Here is a 22,081-nt window from a genome sequence, read left to right on the forward strand (position 1 = left end):
AGTGAGTCCGCAAGACGCGGACGGATGCGGCCGCGGATCAGTCGCTTGCCGCGGCGCGGAAGGCCTCGAGTTGCGCGTCGACGCCGATCTCGAGCGTGCCGGCCGCCGTCTGCACGATGCAGGCGCCCGGCGCCAGCGACGGATCGGGCACCAGTCGCACATTCGCGACCTCGCGTCTGTCGCCGTGCAGACCGTCCAGCACGGCCCGCATGCCCTGCACCTGCGCCGGGTCCACACGCACGTGGATGGCCGATTCACTGCGAATCAGCGTGTCCACGTGCAGCAGCGCACTTTCGAGCAGCGCGCTCCGCTCGGAGCCGGCGACGAACTGGCCCACGGCCTTGACGACGATCTGCGCCATCTCGCTGTGCAGCGCGCGCAGTTGCCGCTCGATCGCCACGGCGTCCGACAGCAGTTCGCGGGCGTGCCGCGCCTTCGCGCGCTCGAGGCCCTCCTGGTAGCCCTGCCGCCGGCTTGCATCGGCTTCGCGCATGGCCCGCCTCGCGACGTTGTCGGCCTCCCGGTGCGCGGCCTCCACGACAGACTTGGCATCGCGCAGCGCCGCGTAGTCGCTCTCTTTGAGGACCTTGCGTTCGCTCAGCAGCTGCAGGTTGTCGGTGGTGATCAGAAAAGGCAGGCCCATTGCGGTCTTTCGATTGCGTGATCGACATCCGCCTCGCGGACTGCCGTGCGGTTTTGCGGCACGCGGCGACGATATCAACCAGGCCCGTGTCGAACTTGTAGATAGTTAGCAAAAGGCGCGTCCAGGCCGGCCACGCGACACGCGACACGCTCGATCCTGAGGGAAGGCCCACATGTGAACCTGTTGGACCAGAGGTTCATCCGGCTCCCGGCGCTGCGCGAACTCCGGACCAGCTATCCGGAGGTCTTCCCGTTCTTCTTTGAGCCAGGCCGCCTACTGCCCAGGGCTGTTTCGGATGATGGGGATTTGTTCTGCTGGAACACCGTCGGCGCGAGCGGTGTGTGGGACGTCGTCACGATGTCACGCAGTGCTTCGCCCGAACATTTCAAGACAGCGCCGCACTATATAGAGTAGAGCCAGCCGCGCCTGCCGCAGCAGGGTGCATCCGGCCATTCCACGATCGTTCGCGCTAGATGCGCTTTGCCTCCCGGATGCTGCGCAGAAACGAACGGGTCCGGTCCCGTTGCGGTTCGGCAAAGATCTGTTCCGGAGGCCCTTCCTCGCAGACAACGCCGTCGCACAGGAAGCACACCTTCGACGAAACCTCGCGCGCAAAACCCATCTCGTGGGTGGCGAGCAGCATGGTCATGCCTTCGTTCGCCAGGTCGCGCACGATGTTCAGCACTTCCGACACCAGCTCGGGATCGAGCGCCGAAGTGATTTCATCGAGCAGCAGCACCATGGGATCCATGGCCAGCGCACGCACGATCGCGACGCGCTGCTGCTGGCCGCCCGACATGCGATCGGGATATTCCTTCGCCTTGTGCGCGAGGCTGAAGCGCTGGAGCAATTCCATGGCGCGGTCTTCGGCCTCTGCCCTCGACTGCTTCAGGACCTGGATCGGCGCGAGCGTGACGTTCTGCAGCACGGTCATGTGCGGGAACAGGTTGTAGCCCTGGAACACGATGCCGATGTCGCGGCGCAGCGAGTTGACATCGACGCCCGGTCCCGTGATGCGGTCGCCGTGCACCCGTATCTCTCCCGAATCGATGGGCTCCAGGCCGTTGATGCAACGAAGCAGCGTCGACTTGCCGGAGCCCGACGGACCGATGAGGCTGACCACCTGGTGCTCCTCGACCGACATCGCCAGCCGGTTGAGCACCGGCAGCTCGCCATAGGACTTCGAAATTTCCCGGATCTCGATAAAGGACATGTTGCTGGAACTCGGTTAGGCGTTGCCCGCGCGCATGCGGGCGCGATCACGGCGGGCCATGCGCTCCACGAAGCGCGTCTGGGGGATGGAGATGACGATGAAGAGCAGCGCCACGGTGGTTGCGGCGGACAGGTTGTAGTAGTTCGAGGCAACGATCATCGATTGATTGAACGAGTCGACGACCCCGACCACGTTGACCAGCGCGGTGTCCTTCTGCAGCGCGATGAACGCATTGAGAAGCGGTGGAATGATCTGGCGAACGCCCTGCGGCACCACCACGAAGCGCAGCGTCTGCATGTGCGACAGCCCCAGCGACCGGGAAGCGGCCGTCTGGCTCCAGTGAACGCTCTGGATGCCCGCACGATAGATCTCGGCGACGTAGGCACCGACGGTCAGCGTCAGCGCGACCACGACATAGGTCGTGAGGGACAGGTCCTTCAGGATGGGCACGCCCGTCAACGGAAGACCGAAGCCGACGAGATATATCACCAGCACGGCCGGTATCGACCGGAACACGTCCACGTAGGCGGTGGCGATGAAGCGCAAGGGTTTTCCTGCCGCCCCCGGAGCGAACATCGCCAGGGCCACGATCAATCCCCAGACCAGCACGAGGACCTCCGCGATCAGGAAGATCTTCACGTTGACCCAGAACGCATCGAGGACCAGCGGGAATGTCTTGACGATCAACGGCACCAGGAAGAAGGTCTTGGCGACCGCCTGGTTGTTGGCCAGCAGGAACTGAAAGCCCAGCACCACGATGAATTGCGCCAGCGTGTAGCCCAGCGCAATCCAGCTCTGCACGCGAGCGTCGGACCGCTCGATGCGCGCCGCCACCACATCCATGCGGCCCGCCGCCGCCCGAACGCCCCGGCAGCGATGGAACGCACGCACCAGCGGCCAGACCACCGCGAGCGACGCGATCGCCAGGCCCCCTGCCCCCGCCGATATCCACCAGCCATCCCAGGCGCTGCCCCTCAGCGCTTCACGCAGCGAGTGGATGGTGTACCAGCTGGCCGCGACGACGAGAAGCACGCCCACCAGTGCAAAGGCAAAGAGCACCAGCGGCACTTTCGGCATGCCTCCGATGTTCAGGCGGCGCTCCTGCCCCGTGACCTGGGAGGGCATCCCGGCGGACTGCTTCGTTGCACTGTTCATGGTCGGGTCTCAGGGATTGAAGACGGGCACTTTGGTGGGATCGGCACCGAGCGTGGGCGTCAGGTACTGGTTCGCCAATCGCGCGAACGTGCCGTCCCGCTTCATCTCCTCGATCAGCTTGTTGAAGGTCGGCATGTTCACCGAGTCCTTGTTGACGAGGCCGCCCCAGCGCTCACCCGTGTCGTAGCGGCCGACCACCTCGAACAGGCCGTTCGATTGCTTGGCGCGCGCCAGCAGGTTGGGCGTGTCGTACAGCACGGCATCGACCTGGCCGGCCGCCAGCGCCGCGTACATCGCGGCCGCTTCGGCAAAGACCTTGGGCTGCTCCACGGGTTTGACGTTCTCCGCAAGATAGCCAAGGATGGTGGTCCCCTGCTTCACGCCAAGGCGCAGCTTCTTGATGCTCTCCTTGTCGACCTTGACGCCGGCCTTCACCAGGATCCCCTGGTCCGAACTGAAGTACGGGTCGGTGAAGTTCACCACCTTCTTGCGCTCGTCGGTGATGGTGATCTGGCTCAATGCGATGTCGAAACCTTGGGCCTGTCCGGTGAGGATCTGCGCGAACGAGCGGTTCACCACCACCACGCGATCGAGGCCTGCGCGGTAGGCCATGTTGGCGGCCATGCAGTACTCGAACCCGTCCTTGATCGTGTCGATCGAGTCCCCGTTCCACCAGCCCGGAGAAGGCAGCACGGGCCGCACGGACAGCGCGCCCGCAACCGCGGTTTCCAGCTTCACCGATCCCCGCTGACCGGAGACTTCGCACTTGCCGTAGTCCGGTGCCGCGAAGGCCGCGCACGAGGCGGCGCTCACGATCAGTGCGGCAAGTACCGAGGCGATCGGCCTGGCGTTGGAGGTGGGTCGCTGGCTCTTGAGGTATTTCATGTCGGGGCTCCGTGGGTTGATTGGAATCGAGGGTCGGCAGTGTTGGATGTTTGGCTTCAGACAGTCAGCGCCGCCGCGGGCTGCGCGATCCCGCCGTGCGGCTTGCCCGAGGCGACATCGCCCCACAGCACGGCATGGTCGCCGGGCAGCGCGCGGGAGTTGGGCACCGAAAGCCACAGCCGCATGAGCATGCGATCCTCGCCGGTCTGGACGTTGTCCTTGAAGGCCGTGCGGCCGTGATAGATGACGTGGTTGTTCAGCAGTTGAATGTCGCCGGGCGCGAAGCGCATCTCGAAGCATTCTTCTTCGGCGACATCCATCAGCATCTGGATGGCTTCGTGCTCCGCATCGCTCAGCTTGCGGACACCGGGCAGCATCTGCGCGTTCTCGATGTAGGTCAGCGAGAAGTGGCTCGTGAGCTTGCCGTCTCGCACGCCGAAGATCGGAAGATCGTAGGCCACGTGCTCGCCACCGGCCTCCTCGCCGAATCGGCTGCGGGGAATCGGTTTGCACAAGAGGGCATGCAGATCGGGCCGTCGCTCGAGGATCCTGTTGTAGACGGTCGCGCTGCTGGCGAGCTTGCTGACGCCGCCTTCGGAGGCCTGGCGGACGCACAGCAGCCCGACCACGTCGCAGCGATCGGTATGAAAGCGCAGTTGTCCCGGCGACAGCGTGCGGGCACCGGAAGACAGAAACTGCTTGCCATGTTCGTCGACCGTCGCCCCGTAGAGCTTCGCGCCGACGCCCATCCCCTCGTCCTTGATTTCGCGCATGACCTCGCCGCGGTAGTTCTGGAACATCGGTGTGCCCAGATGGGCACCGAAGGCATACCAGAGCCGGCGCAGCTGCTCCTGGTCGTAGCGGCTCACGTCGAGGCCGCGGATCTTGACCATGCCGGAGCCGTTCTCCAGCTCTTCGCGAACCTCGTCGAAGAACGCGGCGGCATCGGGCAGCGGGAAGTTCTGGCGATCGATCCTGCGCCAATCGAGCCCCTCCGTCTTCTGCAACGCTGTATCGATTTGCGCGAGAACGATCGAGGGAAACTGTTTGACCCATCGATGGTTTTGGCCCATCTCAGCACCAGACCAAACGCAAGTGCCGTTCAGATAACTCGACTCGGACATGAACTCTCCAGAAAGATGATGTGGCTTTGTCTACGGATGTATAGACAGGCGCCGATGTTATGCAGCTAGTCGCGCCCGCCGCAACCGGGGCAGGGGCCAATCGAGGGCAAACACCTACCGAATGGCTCCATGATTAAATCCAACATTGGATCCAATATGGGGCGCAGCGCACGGTTTCAGGGCCTTTGCTTTCGCTCTCGCCTTTATGAAGATATTGAGCAAGAAGCGTTCCAGATTGGATCCAATCCAGGATCTGCTCTACCGAGTGACGGATCCGAAATTGGATCTTCCGTAGAATTCCGCGCTGTTCATGGTGAAGACAACAAGGGAGTTCGAATGGCGGTCCAGGCACCGATCGGCGATCAGATCCTCTCGGCCGATTCCGTCACGGAATCCCTGCGGCAACTCATCCTGAGCGGCGAACTGGGGATCGGCGTGCAGCTGAAGCAGCAGGCGCTCGCCGAGCGCTTCGGTGTCAGCCGCATCCCCGTTCGCGAGGCCCTCAAGCGCCTGGAGGCCGAGGGCCTCATCGAACATCGGGCCCACCAGGGATCGACCGTTGCATCGCAGTCGATCAAGGACCTGGTCGAAGCACTGGACATCAGGATCGCGCTGGAAACCAGAGCGCTCAAGCTGGCGATTCCGAACCTGCGCCCCGCAGACCACCGCGCCGCCAGGGAAATCATCGCGCGCTATGCCGGCAGCGAGTCGCCACAGGAGTGGGCCGACCTGAATCTCGAATTCCACCTGACGCTCTACCGCCCCTGCGGTCGCGACAAGCTGCTCAAGATGATCGAGGAGAGCGTGCGAGGCATCGCTCGCCACCTCCGGGCGTTGCAGTCGCACAAGGTGGGACGCAAGTCATCGCAGGCCGAACACACGCAGATCCTGAGGGCCTGCATCGCGAAAGACATTCCGCTCGCCGTGGCGTTGCTCGAGAAGCACATCGAGCACACGCAGGCCGCGCTGCAAGACTAGCCGGACGTCGGCGCCGCAGGCCCGTCGGTCAGGCACGCGAGCCTGGTGCCGCCGCGCGAGTGCGATCCCATGGGCAAGTGTGATGTAGAAGAATTCAAGGTCGAAGCGGGCAAGCAATTGCACCGTCGTGCCGCAGGGTTCCGCTTCACCCTACAAGAAGCGCCGACGCGGAGTGTTTTTTAGAAAGGCCGCAGCGTGCTTTGCCAAGCAGTCCGGGTGAAGTAGACATTCATCGAGCGTCATGAAGGCGATCACGGCGTTCGCAGGCTATGCAAGGTCATGGCCGTTCACCTCAGCGGCTATTACGCCTGGAAGGTCGAGCCGATGAGTCTTCGTGGCAAGGAGGATCAATGTCTGCTGGGCCTTCGACTGCGTCGTGATCGGTGGAGGCATTCGCATTCCCCCCAAAAGCCTGCTGTTTTTCGAACGACTTGTGAATTCCGTGCACAAGTCCGCACCCCAGGCATCCACCGCCATCGCAGTTGTGCGTACGGTTGAAAGTTCAATTCCGTGCGAGGTGTGCAGCCTCGATCACCGCGACTTGAAACGGATCGAACACGATCATTGCAAAGCGGTCGTCGTTCTGCGCGACGACGTCCCTGAGACGCGCGAGATTGACTTCAGCGTGATACACCGGCTCCCCAAACGTGAACTCGATGGGAAGCTGGGCTCCGCGAGGCCCCACCCCCGAGAGACGCTCCGCAAACAGCTGGTTGATCCGCTGCCGGATCTTCGGATCCGGCTCCTCGTCGATGGACAGGATCTTCTGCGCAACCCGGTCGATGAACTCATGGCTGTGCCTATGCTGCCCGTTGCTATAGATGGCGTAGTAGTTGCCGTCCCTGTCATTGCCATAGATCTTTCGCGCCAGGACCACAGGGACTTGATCGATATCTTGAATCACAGCCGCTTTGGATCGAACAAAAATCCGGTTGATCGCTATCGCGGCGAGGATCGCCACGACCGACGCAATCGCGGTGTACAGGGTCGGGAGCATCTTCAGTTCGTACAACCCCCATAGGACGAGGATGCAGGAGAACAGGATCAGCACAGGAATCGCAATGAGTTTGTTCTTCAAGAATGCGCCGCGCCCCGCATAGTGGGCCTTGAGCGCCTGATCTTTCTCCATCTCTTCGAGAAGCTGTCGTGTCAAAAGTGTCATGTGTGTTTTCCGAAGAAGTTCGTTTCGGGCGAGCGCTGCTGAGCGCGTGAGGTGCAGCACCCCATCACGTATATCGCTTCTCCAGCGCATCCCACTCCGGCTTGCCCACCAGCCGCTGGCGCTCGGCAAAAGTCGTGACCAGCCCGCTCGATTCCAGCACCTGCTTTTCATCGCGCAACACCGTCAGCGCTTTCTGCATGCCGGCAACGGCCCCTTGCAGCGCCGCATTGGCGTAAAGCACGATGCCGTAACCCAGTTCGCCCAGATCCGTCGCATTGAAGATCGGCGTTTTGCCCCCGATCACCATGTTCATCAACTGCGGCTTGGCAAGGCGCTGCGGCAGTGCACGAATCTCGTCCGCGGTGGTGACCGCTTCGACGAACAGGATGTCGGCCCCCGCCTCCGCGAACTTCTGCGCCCGCTCGACCGCAGCCTCGAAGCCATGCACCGCGGCCGCATCGGTGCGGGCCATGATCAGGAGGTCCTGGTCCTGCCGCGCATCGACGGCCGCCTTGATCTTGCTGACCGCCTCCTCCGTGGAAATCACTTCCTTGCCCGAGAAATGACCGCAGCGCTTGGGCGCCACCTGGTCCTCGAACTGGATGCAGTCGGCCCCCGCACGCTCGAGCGTGCGCACCGTGTGGCGCACGTTCAGTGCATTGCCGAAACCCGTATCGGCATCGACGATCAGCGGCACCGACACCGCATCGCGGATGCGCGCCGTGTGGTCGGCGATTTCGGCGAGCCCCATGAAGCCCTGGTCGGGCATGCCGAACCACATGTTGGTGACGCCGGCACCGGTGATGTAGATCGCCTTGAAGCCCAGGTCTTCGACCACCTTGGCCGAGAGCGCATTGAATGCACCGGGAACGATCAGGCCGCGGCGGGCCTCGGCGAAGGATTTGAGTTGCTTGCGGGTGGACATTCGAAAAATTCCAATCAATCAGAAACTGTCGCCGGGAACGCGGACCCAGCCTTCCATCAACACACGGGCGCTTCGGCTCATCAAGGCCTTGGTCACCACCCATTCGCCATCGACCTTGCGCGCCTCCGCGCCAACGCGCAGCGTGCCCGACGGATGGCCGAAGCGCACAGCCTCGCGCTCTCCCCCGCCGGCCGCCAGGTTCACCAGCGTCCCGGGAATCGCCGCCGCGGTGCCGATGGCGACCGCGGCCGTGCCCATCATGGCGTGATGCAGCTTGCCCATCGACAGCGCACGCACCAGCAGGTCGACATCTGCTGCCTGCACGGCCTTGCCGCTGGAGGCCGTGTAGTCCTTCGGCGGCGCGACGAAGGCCACCTTGGGCGTGTGCTGGCGCTTCGCCGCTTCGGCGATGTCCTTGATCAACCCCATCTTCACGGCGCCGTGCGCGCGGATCGTCTCGAACATCGCCAGCGCCTTCGCGTCGCCGTTGATCGCATCCTGCAACTCGGTGCCGGTGTAGCCGATCTCGGCGGCGTTGACGAAGATGGTGGGAATGCCCGCATTGATCAGCGTGGCCTTGAGCGTGCCCACGCCGGGCACCTCGAGGTCTTCGACGACCTTGCCGGTCGGGAACATCGTGCCGCCGCCTTCGCCATCGCCCTCGTCGGCCGGGTCGATGAATTCGAGCGGCACCTCGGCCGCCGGGAACGTCACGCCATCGAGTTCGAAGTCGCCGGTCTCCCGCACCTCGCCCTCGACGATCGGCACGTGGGCCACGATGGTCTTGCCGATGTTGGCCTGCCAGATGCGCACGGTGCAGATGCCGTTCTGCGGCACGCGCGTCCGATCGATCAGCCCCTGCGCAATCGCGAACGGCCCGACCGCCGCCGACAGGTTGCCGCAGTTGCCCGACCAGTCGACAAAAGCGCTGTCGATGGAGACCTGGCCGAAGAGGTAGTCGACGTCGTGGTTCGGCCGCGTGGAGCGCGAGAGGATCACGGTCTTCGAAGTGGACGAAGTGGCCGCGCCCATGCCGTCGATCTGCTTCGCGTACGGGTCGGGGCTGCCGATCACGCGCAAGAGGAGCGCGTCGCGCGCCGGGCCGGGTTGCTGTGCCTGCTGGGGCAGGTCCTGCAGGCGAAAGAACACGCCCTTGCTGGTGCCGCCGCGCATGTAGACGGCGGGAATCTTGATCTGGGGAACGGATGCCATGGCGTTGGGGATGGTGACGGTGACGGTGGTTGCCTCAGGCGGCGAGGCGGCTCTCGGCCAGGAAGTCTTGCGCAAAACGCTGCAGCACGCCGCCGGCTTCGTAGATAGACACTTCCTCGGCGGTGTCGAGCCGGCAGGTCACCGGGACCCGGAGCGTCTCGCCGCTCTTGCGGTGCACGACCAGCGTCAGGTCGGCGCGCGGCCTGGGCTCGCCGACCACGTCGTAGGTTTCGGTGCCGTCCAGGTCCAGCGTGAGACGCGTGGTGCCGGGCTTGAACTCGAGCGGCATCACGCCCATGCCGAGCAGATTGGTGCGGTGGATGCGTTCGAAGCCCTCGGCCACCACGGTCTCCACGCCGGCCAGGCGCACGCCCTTGGCGGCCCAGTCGCGCGACGACCCCTGGCCGTAGTCGGCGCCGGCCACGATGATCAGCGGCTGCCGGCGGTTCAGGTAGGTCTCGATGGCCTCCCACATGCGCACGACCTTGCCCTCGGGCTCGATGCGCGCGAGCGATCCCTTCTTCTGCACGCCATCGACCACCGCCATCTCGTTGACGAGCTGCGGATTCGCGAAGGTGGCGCGCATCGCCGTCAGGTGATCGCCGCGATGCGTGGCATACGAGTTGAAGTCCTCTTCCGGCAAACCCATCTTCGCCAGGTACTCGCCGGCCGCGCTGTCCAACAGGATCGCGTTGGAAGGCGACAGGTGATCGGTCGTGATGTTGTCCGGCAGGATGGCCAGCGGCCGCATGCCGCGCAGCGTGCGCGGCACGGCCGCCAACGCGCCCACGCCTTCGCTGTCCCAATACGGCGGGCGGCGGATGTAGGTGGATTGCGGTCGCCAGTCGTACTGCGGGCTCACCTTCTCGCCGCTGTCCGCGTGGATCGCGAACATCGGCTCGTACACCTTGCGGAACATCTCGGGCCGCACCGAGGCCGCGACGATCGCGTCGATCTCCTCGTCGCTCGGCCACAGGTCGGCCAGGCGGATCTCCTTGCCGTCGACCACGTCCAGCACGTCGCGCTCGATGTCGAAGCGCATCGTGCCCGCGATCGCGTAGGCCACCACCAACGGCGGCGAAGCCAGGAAGGCCTGCTTCGCATACGGGTGGATGCGCCCGTCGAAGTTGCGGTTGCCCGAGAGCACCGCGGTGGCGTAGAGGTCGCGCTCGATGATCTCCTGCTGGATCTTTGGGTCCAGCGCGCCCGACATGCCATTGCAGGTGGTGCAGGCGAAGGCGACGATGCCGAAGCCCAGTTGCTCCAGGTCGGTCAACAGGCCCGCGTCGCGCAGGTAGAGCTCCACCGTTTTCGAGCCCGGCGCCAGCGACGACTTGACCCATGGCTTGCGCTTGAGGCCCAGCCGGCTGGCGTTGCGCGCCAGCAGGCCCGCGGCGATCACGTTGCGCGGGTTCGAGGTGTTGGTGCACGAGGTGATGGCCGCGATGATCACGGCGCCATCGGGCATCAGCCCCGCGGCCTCCTGCAGCCGGGCCTCGGCCAGGCCGACGGCGATATTGCGCTCAACCAGCTGCGAAGTCGGCAGCCGGCGGTGCGGGTTGGAAGGCCCCGCCATGTTGCGCACGACGCTCGAGAGGTCGAACTTCAGCACGCGTTCATAGCTCGCGGTCTTCAGGGCATCGCCCCAGAAGCCGGCAGCCTTCGCATAGGTTTCGACCAGCGCGACCTGCGCATCTTCGCGGCCCGTGAGCCGCAGGTAGGTGAGCGTCTGGTCGTCGATGTAGAACAGCGCGGCGGTGGCGCCGTATTCGGGGCACATGTTGGAGATGGTGGCGCGGTCGCCGATCGTGAGGCCCCGCGTGCCCTCGCCGAAGAACTCCAGGTAGGCGCCGACCACCTTTTCCTTGCGCAGGAACTCGGTGAGCGCCAGCACGATGTCGGTGGCGGTGATGCCAGGCTGGCGGCGGCCGGTCAGCTCCACGCCGACGATGTCGGGCAGGCGCATCCACGAGGCGCGGCCCAGCATCACGTTCTCGGCCTCCAGGCCGCCGACGCCCACCGCGATCACGCCCAGCGCATCGACGTGCGGCGTGTGGCTGTCGGTGCCCACGCAGGTGTCGGGGAAGGCCAGGCCGTCCTGCACGTAGACAACCGGCGACATCTTCTCCAGATTGATCTGATGCATGATCCCGTTCCCCGCCGGGATCACCTCCATGTTGGCGAAGGCGCGCTGGGTCCAGTCGATGAAATGGAAGCGGTCCTCGTTGCGGCGGTCTTCGATCTGGCGGTTCTTCTCGAACGCTTGCGGATCGAACCCGCCGCACTCCACGGCCAGCGAGTGGTCCACGATCAACTGCACCGGCACCACGGGGTTCACCTGCGACGGATCGCCCCCCTCCGCCGCGATCGCATCGCGCAAACCTGCCAGGTCCACCAGCGCGGTCTGGCCCAGGATGTCGTGGCACACCACGCGCACGGGAAACCACGGAAAGTCGCGATCGCGCCGGCGCTCGATGAGCTGCAGCAGGCATTCGTCGAGGATGCCCAGGTCACAGCGGCGCACCAGGTTCTCTGCGTGCACGCGCGCGGTGTAGGGCAGCGTGTCCCAGGCGCCGGGGTGCAGCGCGTCGACCGCGGCGCGGGCGTCGATGTAGTCCAGCGCGGTGCCGGGGAGTTGTTTTCTGTGTCGTGGGTTCATCGTGGCGAATCGGGGCAAAACGGAAAGCGGCTTACTCGGAGCGGACGTCGTTGTCTTTCACGACCTTGGCATAGCGGGGAATCTCGGCGCGGATCAGCGCTCCGAACTGTTCGGGCGTGCCGCCGGCAGCGGACACACCGGTGGGCTCCAGCTTGGCGTTCAGCTCGGGGGCCTTCAGGCCGGTGTCGAGTGCGCCGTTGATCCTGGCGAGCACGGCGGGCGGCACGCCCTTGGGTGCGATCAGCCCGTGCCATGCCACCACGTCGTAGGCGGGCAGCCCGCCGGCCTCGGCGATCGAAGGAATGTCGGGGTAGGCCTGCAGGCGCTGCGCCGTGGTGACGGCGAATGCGCGCAGCCGGCCCGACTGCACATGCGGCATCAGCGCCTCGGTGCCCGCGATCAGCATGTCCACGTTGCCGGACACCAGGTCGGTGACAGCCGGCCCCGTGCCGCGGTACGGCACATGTGTAGCCTTGACCTTGGCCATGCCGAACAGGTACTCGCTCACGATGTGCAGGTGGCTGCCGTTGCCCGCCGAGGCGAAGGTCAGCTTGCCCGGGTTCTGGCGCGCGTAGTCGAGCAGCTCTTTCAGGTTCTTCGCCGGAACCTTGGCCGGGTTCACGCAAAGCACGTACGCGCCCTTGGACAACTGGATCACCGGCGTCATGTCGGCGACCGGGTCGAAGCGCAGCTTGTAGAGCGACGGGTTGACGGTGTAGCTGCCGGCAATCAGCAGCAGCGTGTAGCCGTCGCCGGGGGTGTGCAGCGCGTATTCGGTGCCCAGCGTGCCGCCGGCGCCCGGGCGGTTGTCCACCACCACGGGCTGGCCCAACCGCTGGCTGAGCACGTTGGACGCCACGCGTGCAATGAAGTCCGAGCCGCCGCCGGGCGCGAACGGGCAGACGATCTTGAGCGGCTTGCTCGGGAAGGCGTCCTGGGCCCAGACCGGGCGGACGGCGGGAAGTGCCAGCCCGGCCAGGGCCGCCGAGGAAAAGGTACGGCGATTCAAAGTCATGCGGTTGTCTCCAGTGTTGTTTTCCATGCCGCTCGCGACGGATCGCCATCGCGGTGGCGGGCGCCAGTTTGCGCCTGCATGGCCAACCCGCGAAAACGCTCGGAGACTCCAGCGGGGGCCCTGTGGCTCAGACGCGCGCCGCGATCGGCACGAACGCCAGGTCTTCCGGCCCGGTGTAGTTGGCGCTCGGGCGAATGATCTTGTTGTCCACGCGCTGCTCGATCACGTGTGCGGCCCAGCCGCTGGTGCGCGCGATCACGAACAGCGGGGTGAACATCGCCGTGGGCACGCCCATCATGTGGTAGCTCACTGCGCTGAACCAGTCGAGGTTGGGGAACATCTTCTTGACCTCCCACATCACCGTCTCCAGGCGCTCCGCGATGTCGAACATCTTGGTGGAGCCGGCCTCCTCGGACAGCGATTTCGCCACGCCCTTGATCACCACGTTGCGCGGATCGCTCACCGTGTAGACCGGGTGGCCGAAGCCGATGACGACTTCCTTGGCTTCCACGCGGCGGCGGATGTCGGCCTCGGCTTCGTCGGGCGCGTCGTAGCGCTTCTGGATCTCGAACGCGACCTCGTTGGCGCCGCCATGCTTGGGGCCGCGCAGCGCGCCGATGGCGCCGGCGATGGCCGAGTGCATGTCGCTGCCGGTGCCGGCGATCACGCGCGCGGTGAAGGTGCTGGCGTTGAACTCGTGTTCGGCGTAGAGGTTCAGCGAGGTGTGCATCGCGCGCACCCAGGCCTCGGAGGGCTTCTGGCCGTGCAGCAGATGCAGGAAGTGGCCGCCGATCGAATCGTCGTCGGTCTCGACCTCGATGCGCTTGCCCTGGCTGCTCCAGTGGTACCAGTACAGCAGCATCGAGCCGAGCGAGGCCATCAGGCGATCGGCGATGTCGCGCGCGCCGGGCAGGTTGTGGTCGTCCTTCTCGGGCAGCACGCAGCCCAGCGCCGAGACGCCGGTGCGCATCACGTCCATCGGATGGGCGCCCGCGGGCAGGCTCTCCAGCGCGGCCTTCACGTTGGCCGGCAGGCCGCGCATCGCCTTCAGCCGCGTCTTGTAGGCCTTGAGTTCGGCGCGCGTGGGCAGCTTGCCGTGCACCAGCAGGTGGGCGATTTCCTCGAACTCGCAGACCTCGGCGATGTCCAGGATGTCGTAGCCGCGGTAGTGCAGGTCGTTGCCTGTGCGGCCGACGGTGCACAGCGCGGTGTTGCCCGCCGTCACGCCCGACAGGGCAACGGATTTCTTTGGCTTGAAGCCGGCCGGGGCGGCTGTTTCGTTCGTCGTGGTGGTCGTCATGCGGTTTCCTTGTTCAGATAAGAGCGATCGATGCCGGTGGGACGGCCGGCGGCATTGACCGCCACCATCTCGAACACACCCTTGAGGACTTCTTCCGCGGGAACGCCCGGCACGTCGGCAATGCCGGTCACGCACACGGTCATCGAGCAGCGGCCGATGCGGCTCGCCCAGCCGCGCAGGATGAGCTGGTAGCCCACCGGCACCGGCGAGAGAAAGGCGACGCTGGTCACGCCGGCCATCACCACCTCGCGCTGCGCGAGGCCGCGCGCGGCCAGGAAAGCCGCCTTGGTCATCAGTTGCAGGCCCTGGCCGGCGAAGAGCGTGCCGCGGTGATTGGCATGCACCGGCAGCACCAGTTCGCGGATTTCGGTGGTTCCAATGGGTGTCGTCATGCTTCGCAATCTACGCAGAAACCGCGATTCGCATAAGGACTGAAAGGGCGAACTCTTGCGAAGGCGGTGACCCGGTATTGCGAATCTTGCGAACAACCCTTGCCGCGGTGCAACGCGACGCGATGCGTCAGTCGGCGTCGCCGATGTCGTCGGTTGCCATCAGGCTCGAATCGTCGCCCTCCTCCCGAGGCCCGACGCCCAGGTCGTCCGACAGTCCCTTGAGCACGACATAGCCCGCCTGCAGCGCATCGCCGTACGTGGCGAAGCCTGTGGCCGCCTCCATCAGCGGCTCGAACTCCATCGAGTTGTCGAAGGATTCGAGGAGCACCCAGAAATAATCCCCGGCGTCGTGTTGGTCGACGGTCAGGGCGATGGAGATGAGTTGGCCAGCCATGCGCGCATGGTGGCGCGGTCAGGTGACAGTCGCGCGAAACGGGTGTGAAGCTTCTGCTGCCGCAACGGAGCGCGGCGATCGTGATCTGGTTGGCAGGCCGGCCAACGAACCGTCGCTAAAACACTACGTTCCTGCGCGTATCCGGCCTTCACGGCCGACACCGCAATCGGCGATGCTCGGGTCATGTCCACGGTGCGTTCACAACTGTCTTTTCGCCCCGGCTGGCGCATTGCGGCGTCGATCTACACGGTCGCCGGCGCGGTGTGCGTGCTGGGGAGCGCGGTCGTGCCGGAAAGCGATGTCGGAATGCTGGTCGCCATCGCGGGCGGCCTGCCGTGGTCGCTGGGCCTGCTCACGCTGGACCTTTCGCCTGGTGTGGCGAACACCGCGCTGCTGCTGATCGCAGGCAGCTGGGCGGTCAATGCGGCGCTGCTCTGGTGGCTGGCGCTCAGGGCGCGTGCACCGAACCAGGAAAACTTCGCGCACGAGGCTCTGATCCCCAAGGGACCGCGGCAACACGACAAGGCCTGATCGTCTCCGCCCTTGCTCATTGGGGGCGACGCACGCAGGCACCGTCCGATCCGAAACCCGGGCGCGTCAAGGCCCTGGATCGCAGGACGCCCTACAACATGTAGCAACATAGCTTTACAAATGACGTGAACATGGGAGGGCGTATGTCACGGTTCACTGAAAGAATGCTGCATCGCAATACATCTGCCGAAAAGCCATAGAGCTTGGCAAAGGGGGCCCATGACATCTGGATCGCCCTCTTCATGCACAACCTGTTTTCCGCCTGCCCGTGCGGCATTGATCATCTCAAGCGCATGCGCCGCACCCCTTGGATGCGAATGCTCCCGTGGCTGCGCCTCTATCGCTGCGACAACTGCGGCAAGCACCAGCTCCATTCCGAACGAGAGATCGAGGCGGCCAAGATCAAAAGAGATGCGCGGCCCCGCTTTGCGAAGAGGTAGTGGCCTCGCCGGCACGAAAGCGGCAGCGTGGCCGCAGCAGGCGCTCATGAAATCCGGCCGGGTTGCGATTGCCCGGATCAATTCATCACAGATGTCTCTCGCTGATGATGAAAAATAACTGCTTTCGTGAAAAAATGCGCGAATGCGTTAGCGCAGCCAATGGACGAAGAGCCTGGCAGGGGAGCGCCACGGAACTGTTTCAACCCCTGGATTTCATGCCTCATCCGTCTTTCGCTGTCCGGACCACGCCGCAGCGCTCCTTGTGCCTCTCCACCCCGCCGCCGCCCCGCGGCCAGATCGCGGGGTGCCCGCGATGAACGGCACCTTCACCGAGCGGCTGAAGGACCTCACGACGGTCAGCGGCCGCGGATGGCAGGCCGACCTCGCCCGCCGCTGCGGGGTGACCCGTGCGGCGATCACCAATTGGCTTTCGGGGCGGAACAAGGGCATCGAATCGGCCCACCTGTTCGTCATCGCCGACTATTTCCGGGTCCACCCGCGATGGCTGGCCACCGGTGCCGGGCCCAAGTGGGTCGAGATCCCGATGCATCTGTCGAAGAATGTGCATCCCACCGTGGGCGAGGTGCTGGTCAAGTTCGAGGAAGTGGCCGCCCGGCACAAGAAGATGAACGAGTCCGAACGCATCGAGCTCTACATCTGGCTCGCGGGCGAGACGCTGGGCATTCAGGAGCCAGCGGACTCGCCGATCACGGATTGAAGACTCGCGGACGGCCGCGCCGCTAGTCCACCTTCACGCTGAACAGCACCGCACCCGTGGCGCCCGGCGCGAGCGACCCGGCGAAGGACCACCGCAGCCCGCCGGTGCCGCCTGCGACCTGCGAGGCCGCACAGGCCACCGCAGGCGCGGGCAGCGCATTGGCCGGCGTGTTCTTGCTGCAGGCGGTCAGCGAGACGGGCGTGGTGCCGGCCTGCGCAGCCACGAAGCTGGTGTACTGGGGCGTCGTGTCGTTGACCGTCATGCCGGAGATGGGCGTCGTTCCGTTGTTGGTATAGGTGACGCGGTACTCCAGCGTCTCGCCCGACTTGGCCTGGTTGTTCACGCCGAAGCTCGCGCCCTGCGTGACATTGCGCACCTCCTTCTTGAGCTCCAGCGCGCTGTTCGAGACGGTCGTGGTGTCCAGCACCGTGTAGCTCGCGCTCAGCGCGGGGCCGGCGTTGGTGAAGTCGAAGCTGGCCTGCACCGTGCTCTGGTTGTTGTTGCCGTTGGCCGCATTGGCCGGAATGAACGCCTGCATCACGATGCAGACGTTCTGCCCCGCCACCACCGTGAGCGATGCCGACGGCGGATACAGCAGCGCGGCGCCGGGCTGCTGCGCGCCGGTGCAGCCGGTGTCGGCAAAGATCTTGCCGCTCCATCCGCTCACCGCGGGCGTGTCGACCGAGTTCGAGATGCCGAAGCGCACCGTGCCGCCGGTGCGCGCGATGAAGGTGTGGGCATAGCTGACGGTGCTGCCCGGCATGCCGCTCTTGGCGCCATCGGCCGCGAAGGTGTTGCGGTCCACGTCGCCGAAGTTCAGGCCGGTGTGGCCCGTGCCGTTCCAGGCGAAGGCGAAGGCGATGCGGTCGGGCGTGCCGGCGCGCGTGTAGGTGTAGCTCGTGCCGCCGCTGGCCACCGCCGAGCCCGAGGGCAGCGGGACGGTGCCGAACGAGGCACCGGTCGACAGGCGCGATGCGGTGTTGGTCTCTTCCACGCACAGCGGTGCGTTCGCGGCGGTGGCAAAGGGCACATCGAGTGCGTAGCTGCCGGCGCCGTCGGTGGTGGCGCTCGACAGCACCGTGGCGCCGCAGTTGGTCAGCCGCACGCCCACGCCGGCGATGCCGCCTTCGGTGCCGTTCACCAATCCGTCGTTCGCCACGCCCGAGCCGGTGCCGTTGTCGAGGAACACGCGGCCCGTCACGCTGAAGCCGAAGCCGTTGACGAAGGTGCAGGTGATGTTGGCCCCGGCCACCATGTTGGCCGCGGGAATCGTGAGCTCGTTGCCCACCAGCGTGCCGAAGGGCACGGTGGGCGTGGCGCTGGCCGCGTCCAGGCAGCTCGCGCTGATCGGATTCGCGGGCCAGCCGGTGGGCACGCTTTCCCGGATCCTGGCCTGCTGGCCGGCCGTGCCGGTCAGGCCGGCTGCGCCGCTCGCGGTGCCGGCACCGGTCACGCTGATGCTGTCGGTGGCGGCCGAGAGTCCGCTGAGCGCAAAGCCGAACAGGTTGGTGCCGCTGCCGCCGGTGGTGGTCTTGACGATCCGCACCCTGGGGAACGGCGGCGTGTAGGTGTTGGTGAAGGTGCAGGCGATGTTGCTGCCCGCCACGGTGGCGGCCGCATCGAGCGTCACCTTGCGGTTGGGCAGGTCGGGCGTGGCGGTGCCGCCCGCGCCCAGACCGGTGCAGCTCACGCCGGTGAGCGCGTAGTTGGCGGGCAGCGGGTCTTCGGTGATGGTGGTGGCAACGCCTGGCGCGGTCAGGGTCTGGATCGCGCCCGCGACCGCGGTGCCGGCCGCGGTGGTGGTGATCGTCTGCGCCGCCAGACCGTTGCTGCCGGTGAAGCCGAAGGGACCCACGCCGCCGTTGCTCACCTTGCTGACCGTCACCGTGGCCGAGGCTGCATTGGTGAAGGTGCATACCAGCGGCCTGCCGTACTGCACGCTGGCCGCGGGGATCGTGTAGGTGCGCGCATCGGCGCCGCTGCCCAGGCTGCCGACGGGCGTGCCGGCATCGGTGCAGGTCGCGCCCGCCAGGTTCCAGCCCGGCACCGCCGGCTCGGCGATGGTGATCGCCGTGCCCTGGGCCGCGGCCGAGAAGGGCTGCGTGCCGGCCGTCGCGGTGTTGCCGTCGACCTGCACCGCCGTGCCCGCCGCCACGGTGCTGACCACGCCGTTGGTCTGCGTGGTGTTGCTCAGCGTGAAGTTGAAGGGGCCGCCGGCGCCGCCGGTGGTGGTCTTCGACAGCGCCAGGGTGGGCGGCGCGCAGACCGCGGTGGTGGTGGCCTGCGCGAGGAAGCCTTCGGCATTCGCCCCGCTCTTGATGTGCACCACCACGGTGTTGCTGCCGGCGCGCCAGTTGCTCGCCAGCGTCGCGCTCGCCTGCCGGCCCGGATCGAAGCCCCGGAAGTTGTAGGGATCGCCGCCGCCCTGCGGCACGCCGGGCACGCTCTGCAGCACGCCGTTGACGAACACTTCCGCCACCGAGTTGTCGGAATAGAAGTCCAGCTTCAGCGAGAAGGTCGCCGGGTTCACCGAGGCCGCCATGTTGAAGGTGAAGCGGTGGTAGACGTCGACGTTGCCCGTGTGGTTCGGGTTGTAGTTCGAGTTCCAGTTGGCGTTGCCGAAGGGCGAGTCGATCCACGCACCGGGCGCCTTGTTGCCCACGTAGGCGCGCTGCCACGAGACCACCGTGCCGGGCCCGCCGCTGGCGGCGCCCTCGCCCGACTCCCACACCGTGTCGCGGCCGGTGCTCAGCGGCGGGCCGTTCACGCCGTTGTAGGCGGTGTTGAAGATCGCCGCGTTCGACAGGCAGCTCACCGTCGGCGGAATCGGCGGCGAGGTACCGCCGGTGTCGCCGGTGTTGGTGAAGGTGCAGACCAGGTTGGCACCCGGCGCGGTCGCCGCGGCATTGAGCGTGAGCGTGCGGCCGGAGAGCGTGGCGGTGCCACCGGACGGCAGGCCGGTGCAGGAGGCCGACGTCAGCGTGTAGCCCGCCGGCGGCACGCTCTCGGTGATGGTGGTGGCCGTGCTCGCGGCCGTGAGCGTCTGCGTCGGCGCGCTGGCGGCCGTGCCGGCCACGGTGGTGACGATGCTCTGCGCGGCGAGCCCGTTGCTGCCGGTGAAGTCGAAGCTGCCGACGCCGTTGAGCGAGGTCTTGCGGATGGTCACCGTCGGCAGCGACAGGAACCGGTAGGGCTGCGGGCTCGGCAGGTAGCTGCTGCCGCCCGCAGTGAAGCTGCCGCCCAGTGCCACGCCGCCCAGCGTCACCGCGGTGGTGCTGTAGGTGGCGGCCACGGTGCTCGTGGCCGTCACCTGGCAGAGACTGGCGGCGGTGGTGGTGCAACTGGCCGCCGCGCCCACCGCGCCGCCGTTGAAGGCCACGTCGGGCGTGGCGCCGAAGCTCACGACCACGCCGGCACCGACCGGGTTGCCGCTCGCGTCGCGCACGAAGGCCTGCAGCACGTCCTGCGCCGCACCGTTGGCCACCTGGCCGTCGGTGGAGACGCGCAGGCCCGACTGCGCGGCGCTCGGCACGCCGACCACGAAGCTGTAGGCGGCCGGGCTCGCGCCATAGCTCTGGCCACCCGCGGTGAAGACGCCGGTCAACGCGCCGGCCGGGATGCTGACGCCGCTGCTCTTGGCGCCGGCCACGGTGCTGGTCGCCGTGACCTGGCAGAGACCGGTGGCGCCGGTGGTGCAACTGCCGGCCGCGCCGACGGTGCCGCCGTTGAAGGCCACGCCGGCGGTGGCGGCGAAGGTCACCACCGTGCCGGCCACCGGGTTGTCGGCCGCGTCGCGCACGATGGCCTCGAGCACGTCCTGCGCACTGCCGTTCGCCAGCTGGTTGTCGGTGACGGTGCGCTCGCCCGAGCGCGCCAGCGCAGCGGCGCCGGTGACCACCGTGGTGTCGGCGCTGTCGCAGCTCACCGTGGCGTTGGACACGCAGGCCGCGCCCGGCGCCGTGGCCGGCGTTCCGCTGCCGGACACGTTGCTGTTCGCGTAGTTGGTGAGCACGGTGCCTGCCGCCACCAGCGGCGCCGTGGCGTTGAGCGTGAAGCTGCGAACACCGGTGTTGGCGGGAATGCCGGCCGCCGGCAGCGTCATCGTGCAGGTCAGTGCCGCGCCGGCCGCGCTCGGCAGCGTGCCGCAATTGACGGAGGTGACGCCGGTGCCCACGGCCACGGATGCGGCGATCACGCCCGGCGGAAGTTGCTCGCGCACGACCACCGAGGTGCCGGTGGCGGCCGGGCCGCTGTTGGTCAGGCTCAGGACGTAGGCGATGGCCGCCCCCGGCGCCACGGTGGCCGGCGCCGTCTTGTTCAGTGCGATCGATGCCGGCGCATTGAACTGGATCACCACGAGGCCGTTGCCGCCGCTGGCATCGCCGCCACCGCCCGTGCCGGTGCCGGGCACGTAGTGGGTGTCGCCCGTGGTGGCCGCCGCGCCGCCGACGTTGTCGGCGGCCGAATTCAGTCCGACGGCCGTGGTCGAGCTGGTGACACCGCCCACGTAGCCGGATCCCCCGCCCCCCATGCCGTTGGGCACGGCCCCCTGGCACAGGCCGCCGCCGCCGCCGAAGTAGCCGCCGCCGCCGCCGCCACCGCCTTCGTTCTGGTTCTCGTTGGTGGAGCCGCCGTTGCCGCCCTGCAGCGCCGTGCCGGCCGTCGGTGCGCCGAGGTTGCAGGCGCCGCCCGTTCCCGCCGCGCCGCCCGCTGTCTGGGTGCCGGGCCGTCCGCTGGCGGCCACGCCGTCGGTGCGCCCGCTCGCCCCACCGCCCCCGCCGCCGGCCGGCGTGCCGGTGTCCGCGCCGGGCGAAGAACCGCCGCCGCCGCCGGCAATGAGCCGCGCATTGCCCTGTGTGTAGGTGGTCGTGGCGAACACGCCCGACAGGCCGCCGCCGCTCGCACCGATGGCCGTGGCCTGTCCGTTGCCGCCCGCGCCGCCGCCGCCGTAGGTCGTCGAAGCGTCGTTGACCCCACCGCCCTCGCCGACGCGAACACCCAATGCAGTGCCGGCCGTGACCGCCAGTGTGCCGGAGGCAAAGCCGCCGCCGCCGCCGCCGCGCTGGTCGGTGTAGTAGCTGGTGTTGGGTCCGCCGCCGCCCGCGCCCCAGGCCTTGATGAACACCGAGGTCACGCCGGTCGGCACGGTGAAGGTCTGGTCGCTGCCGGCGTAGGTCACGCGCACGCAGGAGTTGAAGCCCGATTGCGGCGTGCACGCGACCTGCGCGGCCAGCGTCGGCGCCGACCCCAGCAGCAATGCCAGCAGCGCCAGGAGCACCGACAGGACGCGCCCGCGCCGGACGCTCGAGAAAAGCATGTGAGTCATCTGTCCTGC

At 66.8% G+C, this 22,081-nt stretch carries 18 protein-coding genes and 1 pseudogene; 5 read left to right on the top strand and 14 right to left on the bottom strand.

Annotated features, from left to right (window positions below; genetic code table 11):
* Nucleotides 1-37 precede the first annotated feature (37 nt).
* From sctL to GNX71_RS19545, 5 genes are all read right to left on the bottom strand, one after another.
* Nucleotides 38-643 (bottom strand): type III secretion system stator protein SctL, encoded by a 606-nt coding sequence (gene sctL / locus GNX71_RS19525; RefSeq protein ID WP_206173844.1) that lies wholly within the window; start codon nt 641-643, stop codon nt 38-40.
* A gap of 469 nt (nt 644-1,112) precedes the next feature.
* Complete coding sequence (locus tag GNX71_RS19530) at nt 1,113-1,856, bottom strand: amino acid ABC transporter ATP-binding protein (protein WP_206173845.1); 744 nt, start codon at nt 1,854-1,856, stop codon at nt 1,113-1,115.
* Between the two features lie 15 nt (nt 1,857-1,871).
* Complete coding sequence (locus GNX71_RS19535; RefSeq protein WP_206173846.1) at nt 1,872-3,011, bottom strand: amino acid ABC transporter permease; 1,140 nt, start codon at nt 3,009-3,011, stop codon at nt 1,872-1,874.
* 9 nt (nt 3,012-3,020) lie between these two features.
* Complete coding sequence (locus GNX71_RS19540; RefSeq protein ID WP_206173847.1) at nt 3,021-3,896, bottom strand: ABC transporter substrate-binding protein; 876 nt, start codon at nt 3,894-3,896, stop codon at nt 3,021-3,023.
* Nucleotides 3,897-3,952: 56 nt separating this feature from the next.
* Nucleotides 3,953-5,020 carry a TauD/TfdA family dioxygenase gene (locus tag GNX71_RS19545; protein WP_206173848.1) on the bottom strand — a complete coding sequence of 356 codons (1,068 nt, stop codon included), beginning with the start codon at nt 5,018-5,020 and terminating at the stop codon, nt 3,953-3,955.
* 336 nt (nt 5,021-5,356) lie between these two features.
* Between GNX71_RS19545 and GNX71_RS19550 the strand changes: the two genes are divergently transcribed.
* Both GNX71_RS19550 and GNX71_RS33570 read left to right on the top strand, forming a co-directional pair.
* On the top strand, nt 5,357-5,998 hold the full coding sequence (locus GNX71_RS19550) for a GntR family transcriptional regulator (protein WP_206173849.1): 642 nt from the start codon (nt 5,357-5,359) through the stop codon (nt 5,996-5,998).
* Between the two features lie 183 nt (nt 5,999-6,181).
* A pseudogene (locus GNX71_RS33570) lies at nt 6,182-6,361 on the top strand (IS3 family transposase); the annotation flags it as partial.
* A gap of 139 nt (nt 6,362-6,500) precedes the next feature.
* Here GNX71_RS33570 and GNX71_RS19555 read toward each other — a convergent pair.
* From GNX71_RS19555 to GNX71_RS19590, 8 genes are all read right to left on the bottom strand, one after another.
* Complete coding sequence (locus GNX71_RS19555) at nt 6,501-7,160, bottom strand: hypothetical protein (RefSeq protein WP_206173850.1); 660 nt, start codon at nt 7,158-7,160, stop codon at nt 6,501-6,503.
* 64 nt (nt 7,161-7,224) lie between these two features.
* On the bottom strand, nt 7,225-8,085 hold the full coding sequence (locus GNX71_RS19560) for an isocitrate lyase/PEP mutase family protein (protein WP_206173851.1): 861 nt from the start codon (nt 8,083-8,085) through the stop codon (nt 7,225-7,227).
* 18 nt (nt 8,086-8,103) lie between these two features.
* On the bottom strand, nt 8,104-9,297 hold the full coding sequence (prpF, locus tag GNX71_RS19565; RefSeq protein ID WP_206173852.1) for a 2-methylaconitate cis-trans isomerase PrpF: 1,194 nt from the start codon (nt 9,295-9,297) through the stop codon (nt 8,104-8,106).
* A gap of 34 nt (nt 9,298-9,331) precedes the next feature.
* Nucleotides 9,332-11,956 (bottom strand): Fe/S-dependent 2-methylisocitrate dehydratase AcnD, encoded by a 2,625-nt coding sequence (acnD, locus tag GNX71_RS19570; protein WP_206173853.1) that lies wholly within the window; start codon nt 11,954-11,956, stop codon nt 9,332-9,334.
* Between the two features lie 31 nt (nt 11,957-11,987).
* Nucleotides 11,988-12,971, bottom strand: coding sequence for a tripartite tricarboxylate transporter substrate binding protein (locus GNX71_RS19575; RefSeq protein WP_206173854.1), 984 nt, complete (start codon nt 12,969-12,971; stop codon nt 11,988-11,990).
* Nucleotides 12,972-13,098: 127 nt separating this feature from the next.
* Complete coding sequence (gene prpC / locus GNX71_RS19580) at nt 13,099-14,271, bottom strand: 2-methylcitrate synthase (RefSeq protein ID WP_206173855.1); 1,173 nt, start codon at nt 14,269-14,271, stop codon at nt 13,099-13,101.
* On the bottom strand, nt 14,268-14,663 hold the full coding sequence (locus tag GNX71_RS19585; protein WP_206173856.1) for a hotdog domain-containing protein: 396 nt from the start codon (nt 14,661-14,663) through the stop codon (nt 14,268-14,270). The genes prpC and GNX71_RS19585 overlap by 4 nt, the downstream gene beginning before the upstream one ends.
* A 127-nt stretch (nt 14,664-14,790) precedes the next feature.
* Complete coding sequence (locus tag GNX71_RS19590) at nt 14,791-15,057, bottom strand: hypothetical protein (RefSeq protein WP_206173857.1); 267 nt, start codon at nt 15,055-15,057, stop codon at nt 14,791-14,793.
* Nucleotides 15,058-15,240: 183 nt separating this feature from the next.
* Between GNX71_RS19590 and GNX71_RS19595 the strand changes: the two genes are divergently transcribed.
* The 3 genes from GNX71_RS19595 (at nt 15,241) to GNX71_RS19605 (ending at nt 16,746) form a co-directional block, all read left to right on the top strand.
* Nucleotides 15,241-15,588 (top strand): hypothetical protein, encoded by a 348-nt coding sequence (locus GNX71_RS19595; protein ID WP_241026986.1) that lies wholly within the window; start codon nt 15,241-15,243, stop codon nt 15,586-15,588.
* Between the two features lie 242 nt (nt 15,589-15,830).
* Nucleotides 15,831-16,028, top strand: coding sequence for a hypothetical protein (locus GNX71_RS19600; RefSeq protein WP_206173859.1), 198 nt, complete (start codon nt 15,831-15,833; stop codon nt 16,026-16,028).
* Nucleotides 16,029-16,341: 313 nt separating this feature from the next.
* Nucleotides 16,342-16,746: a helix-turn-helix transcriptional regulator gene (locus GNX71_RS19605; RefSeq protein ID WP_206173860.1), complete on the top strand. Its 405-nt coding sequence runs from the start codon at nt 16,342-16,344 to the stop codon at nt 16,744-16,746.
* Between the two features lie 22 nt (nt 16,747-16,768).
* On the opposite strand, the gene GNX71_RS19610 is transcribed toward GNX71_RS19605, so the two are convergent.
* Nucleotides 16,769-22,063: an Ig-like domain-containing protein gene (locus GNX71_RS19610; protein WP_241026987.1), complete on the bottom strand. Its 5,295-nt coding sequence runs from the start codon at nt 22,061-22,063 to the stop codon at nt 16,769-16,771.
* Nucleotides 22,064-22,081 lie beyond the last annotated feature (18 nt).

The organism is Variovorax sp. RKNM96 (assembly GCF_017161115.1).
Taxonomy (GTDB): domain Bacteria; phylum Pseudomonadota; class Gammaproteobacteria; order Burkholderiales; family Burkholderiaceae_C; genus Variovorax.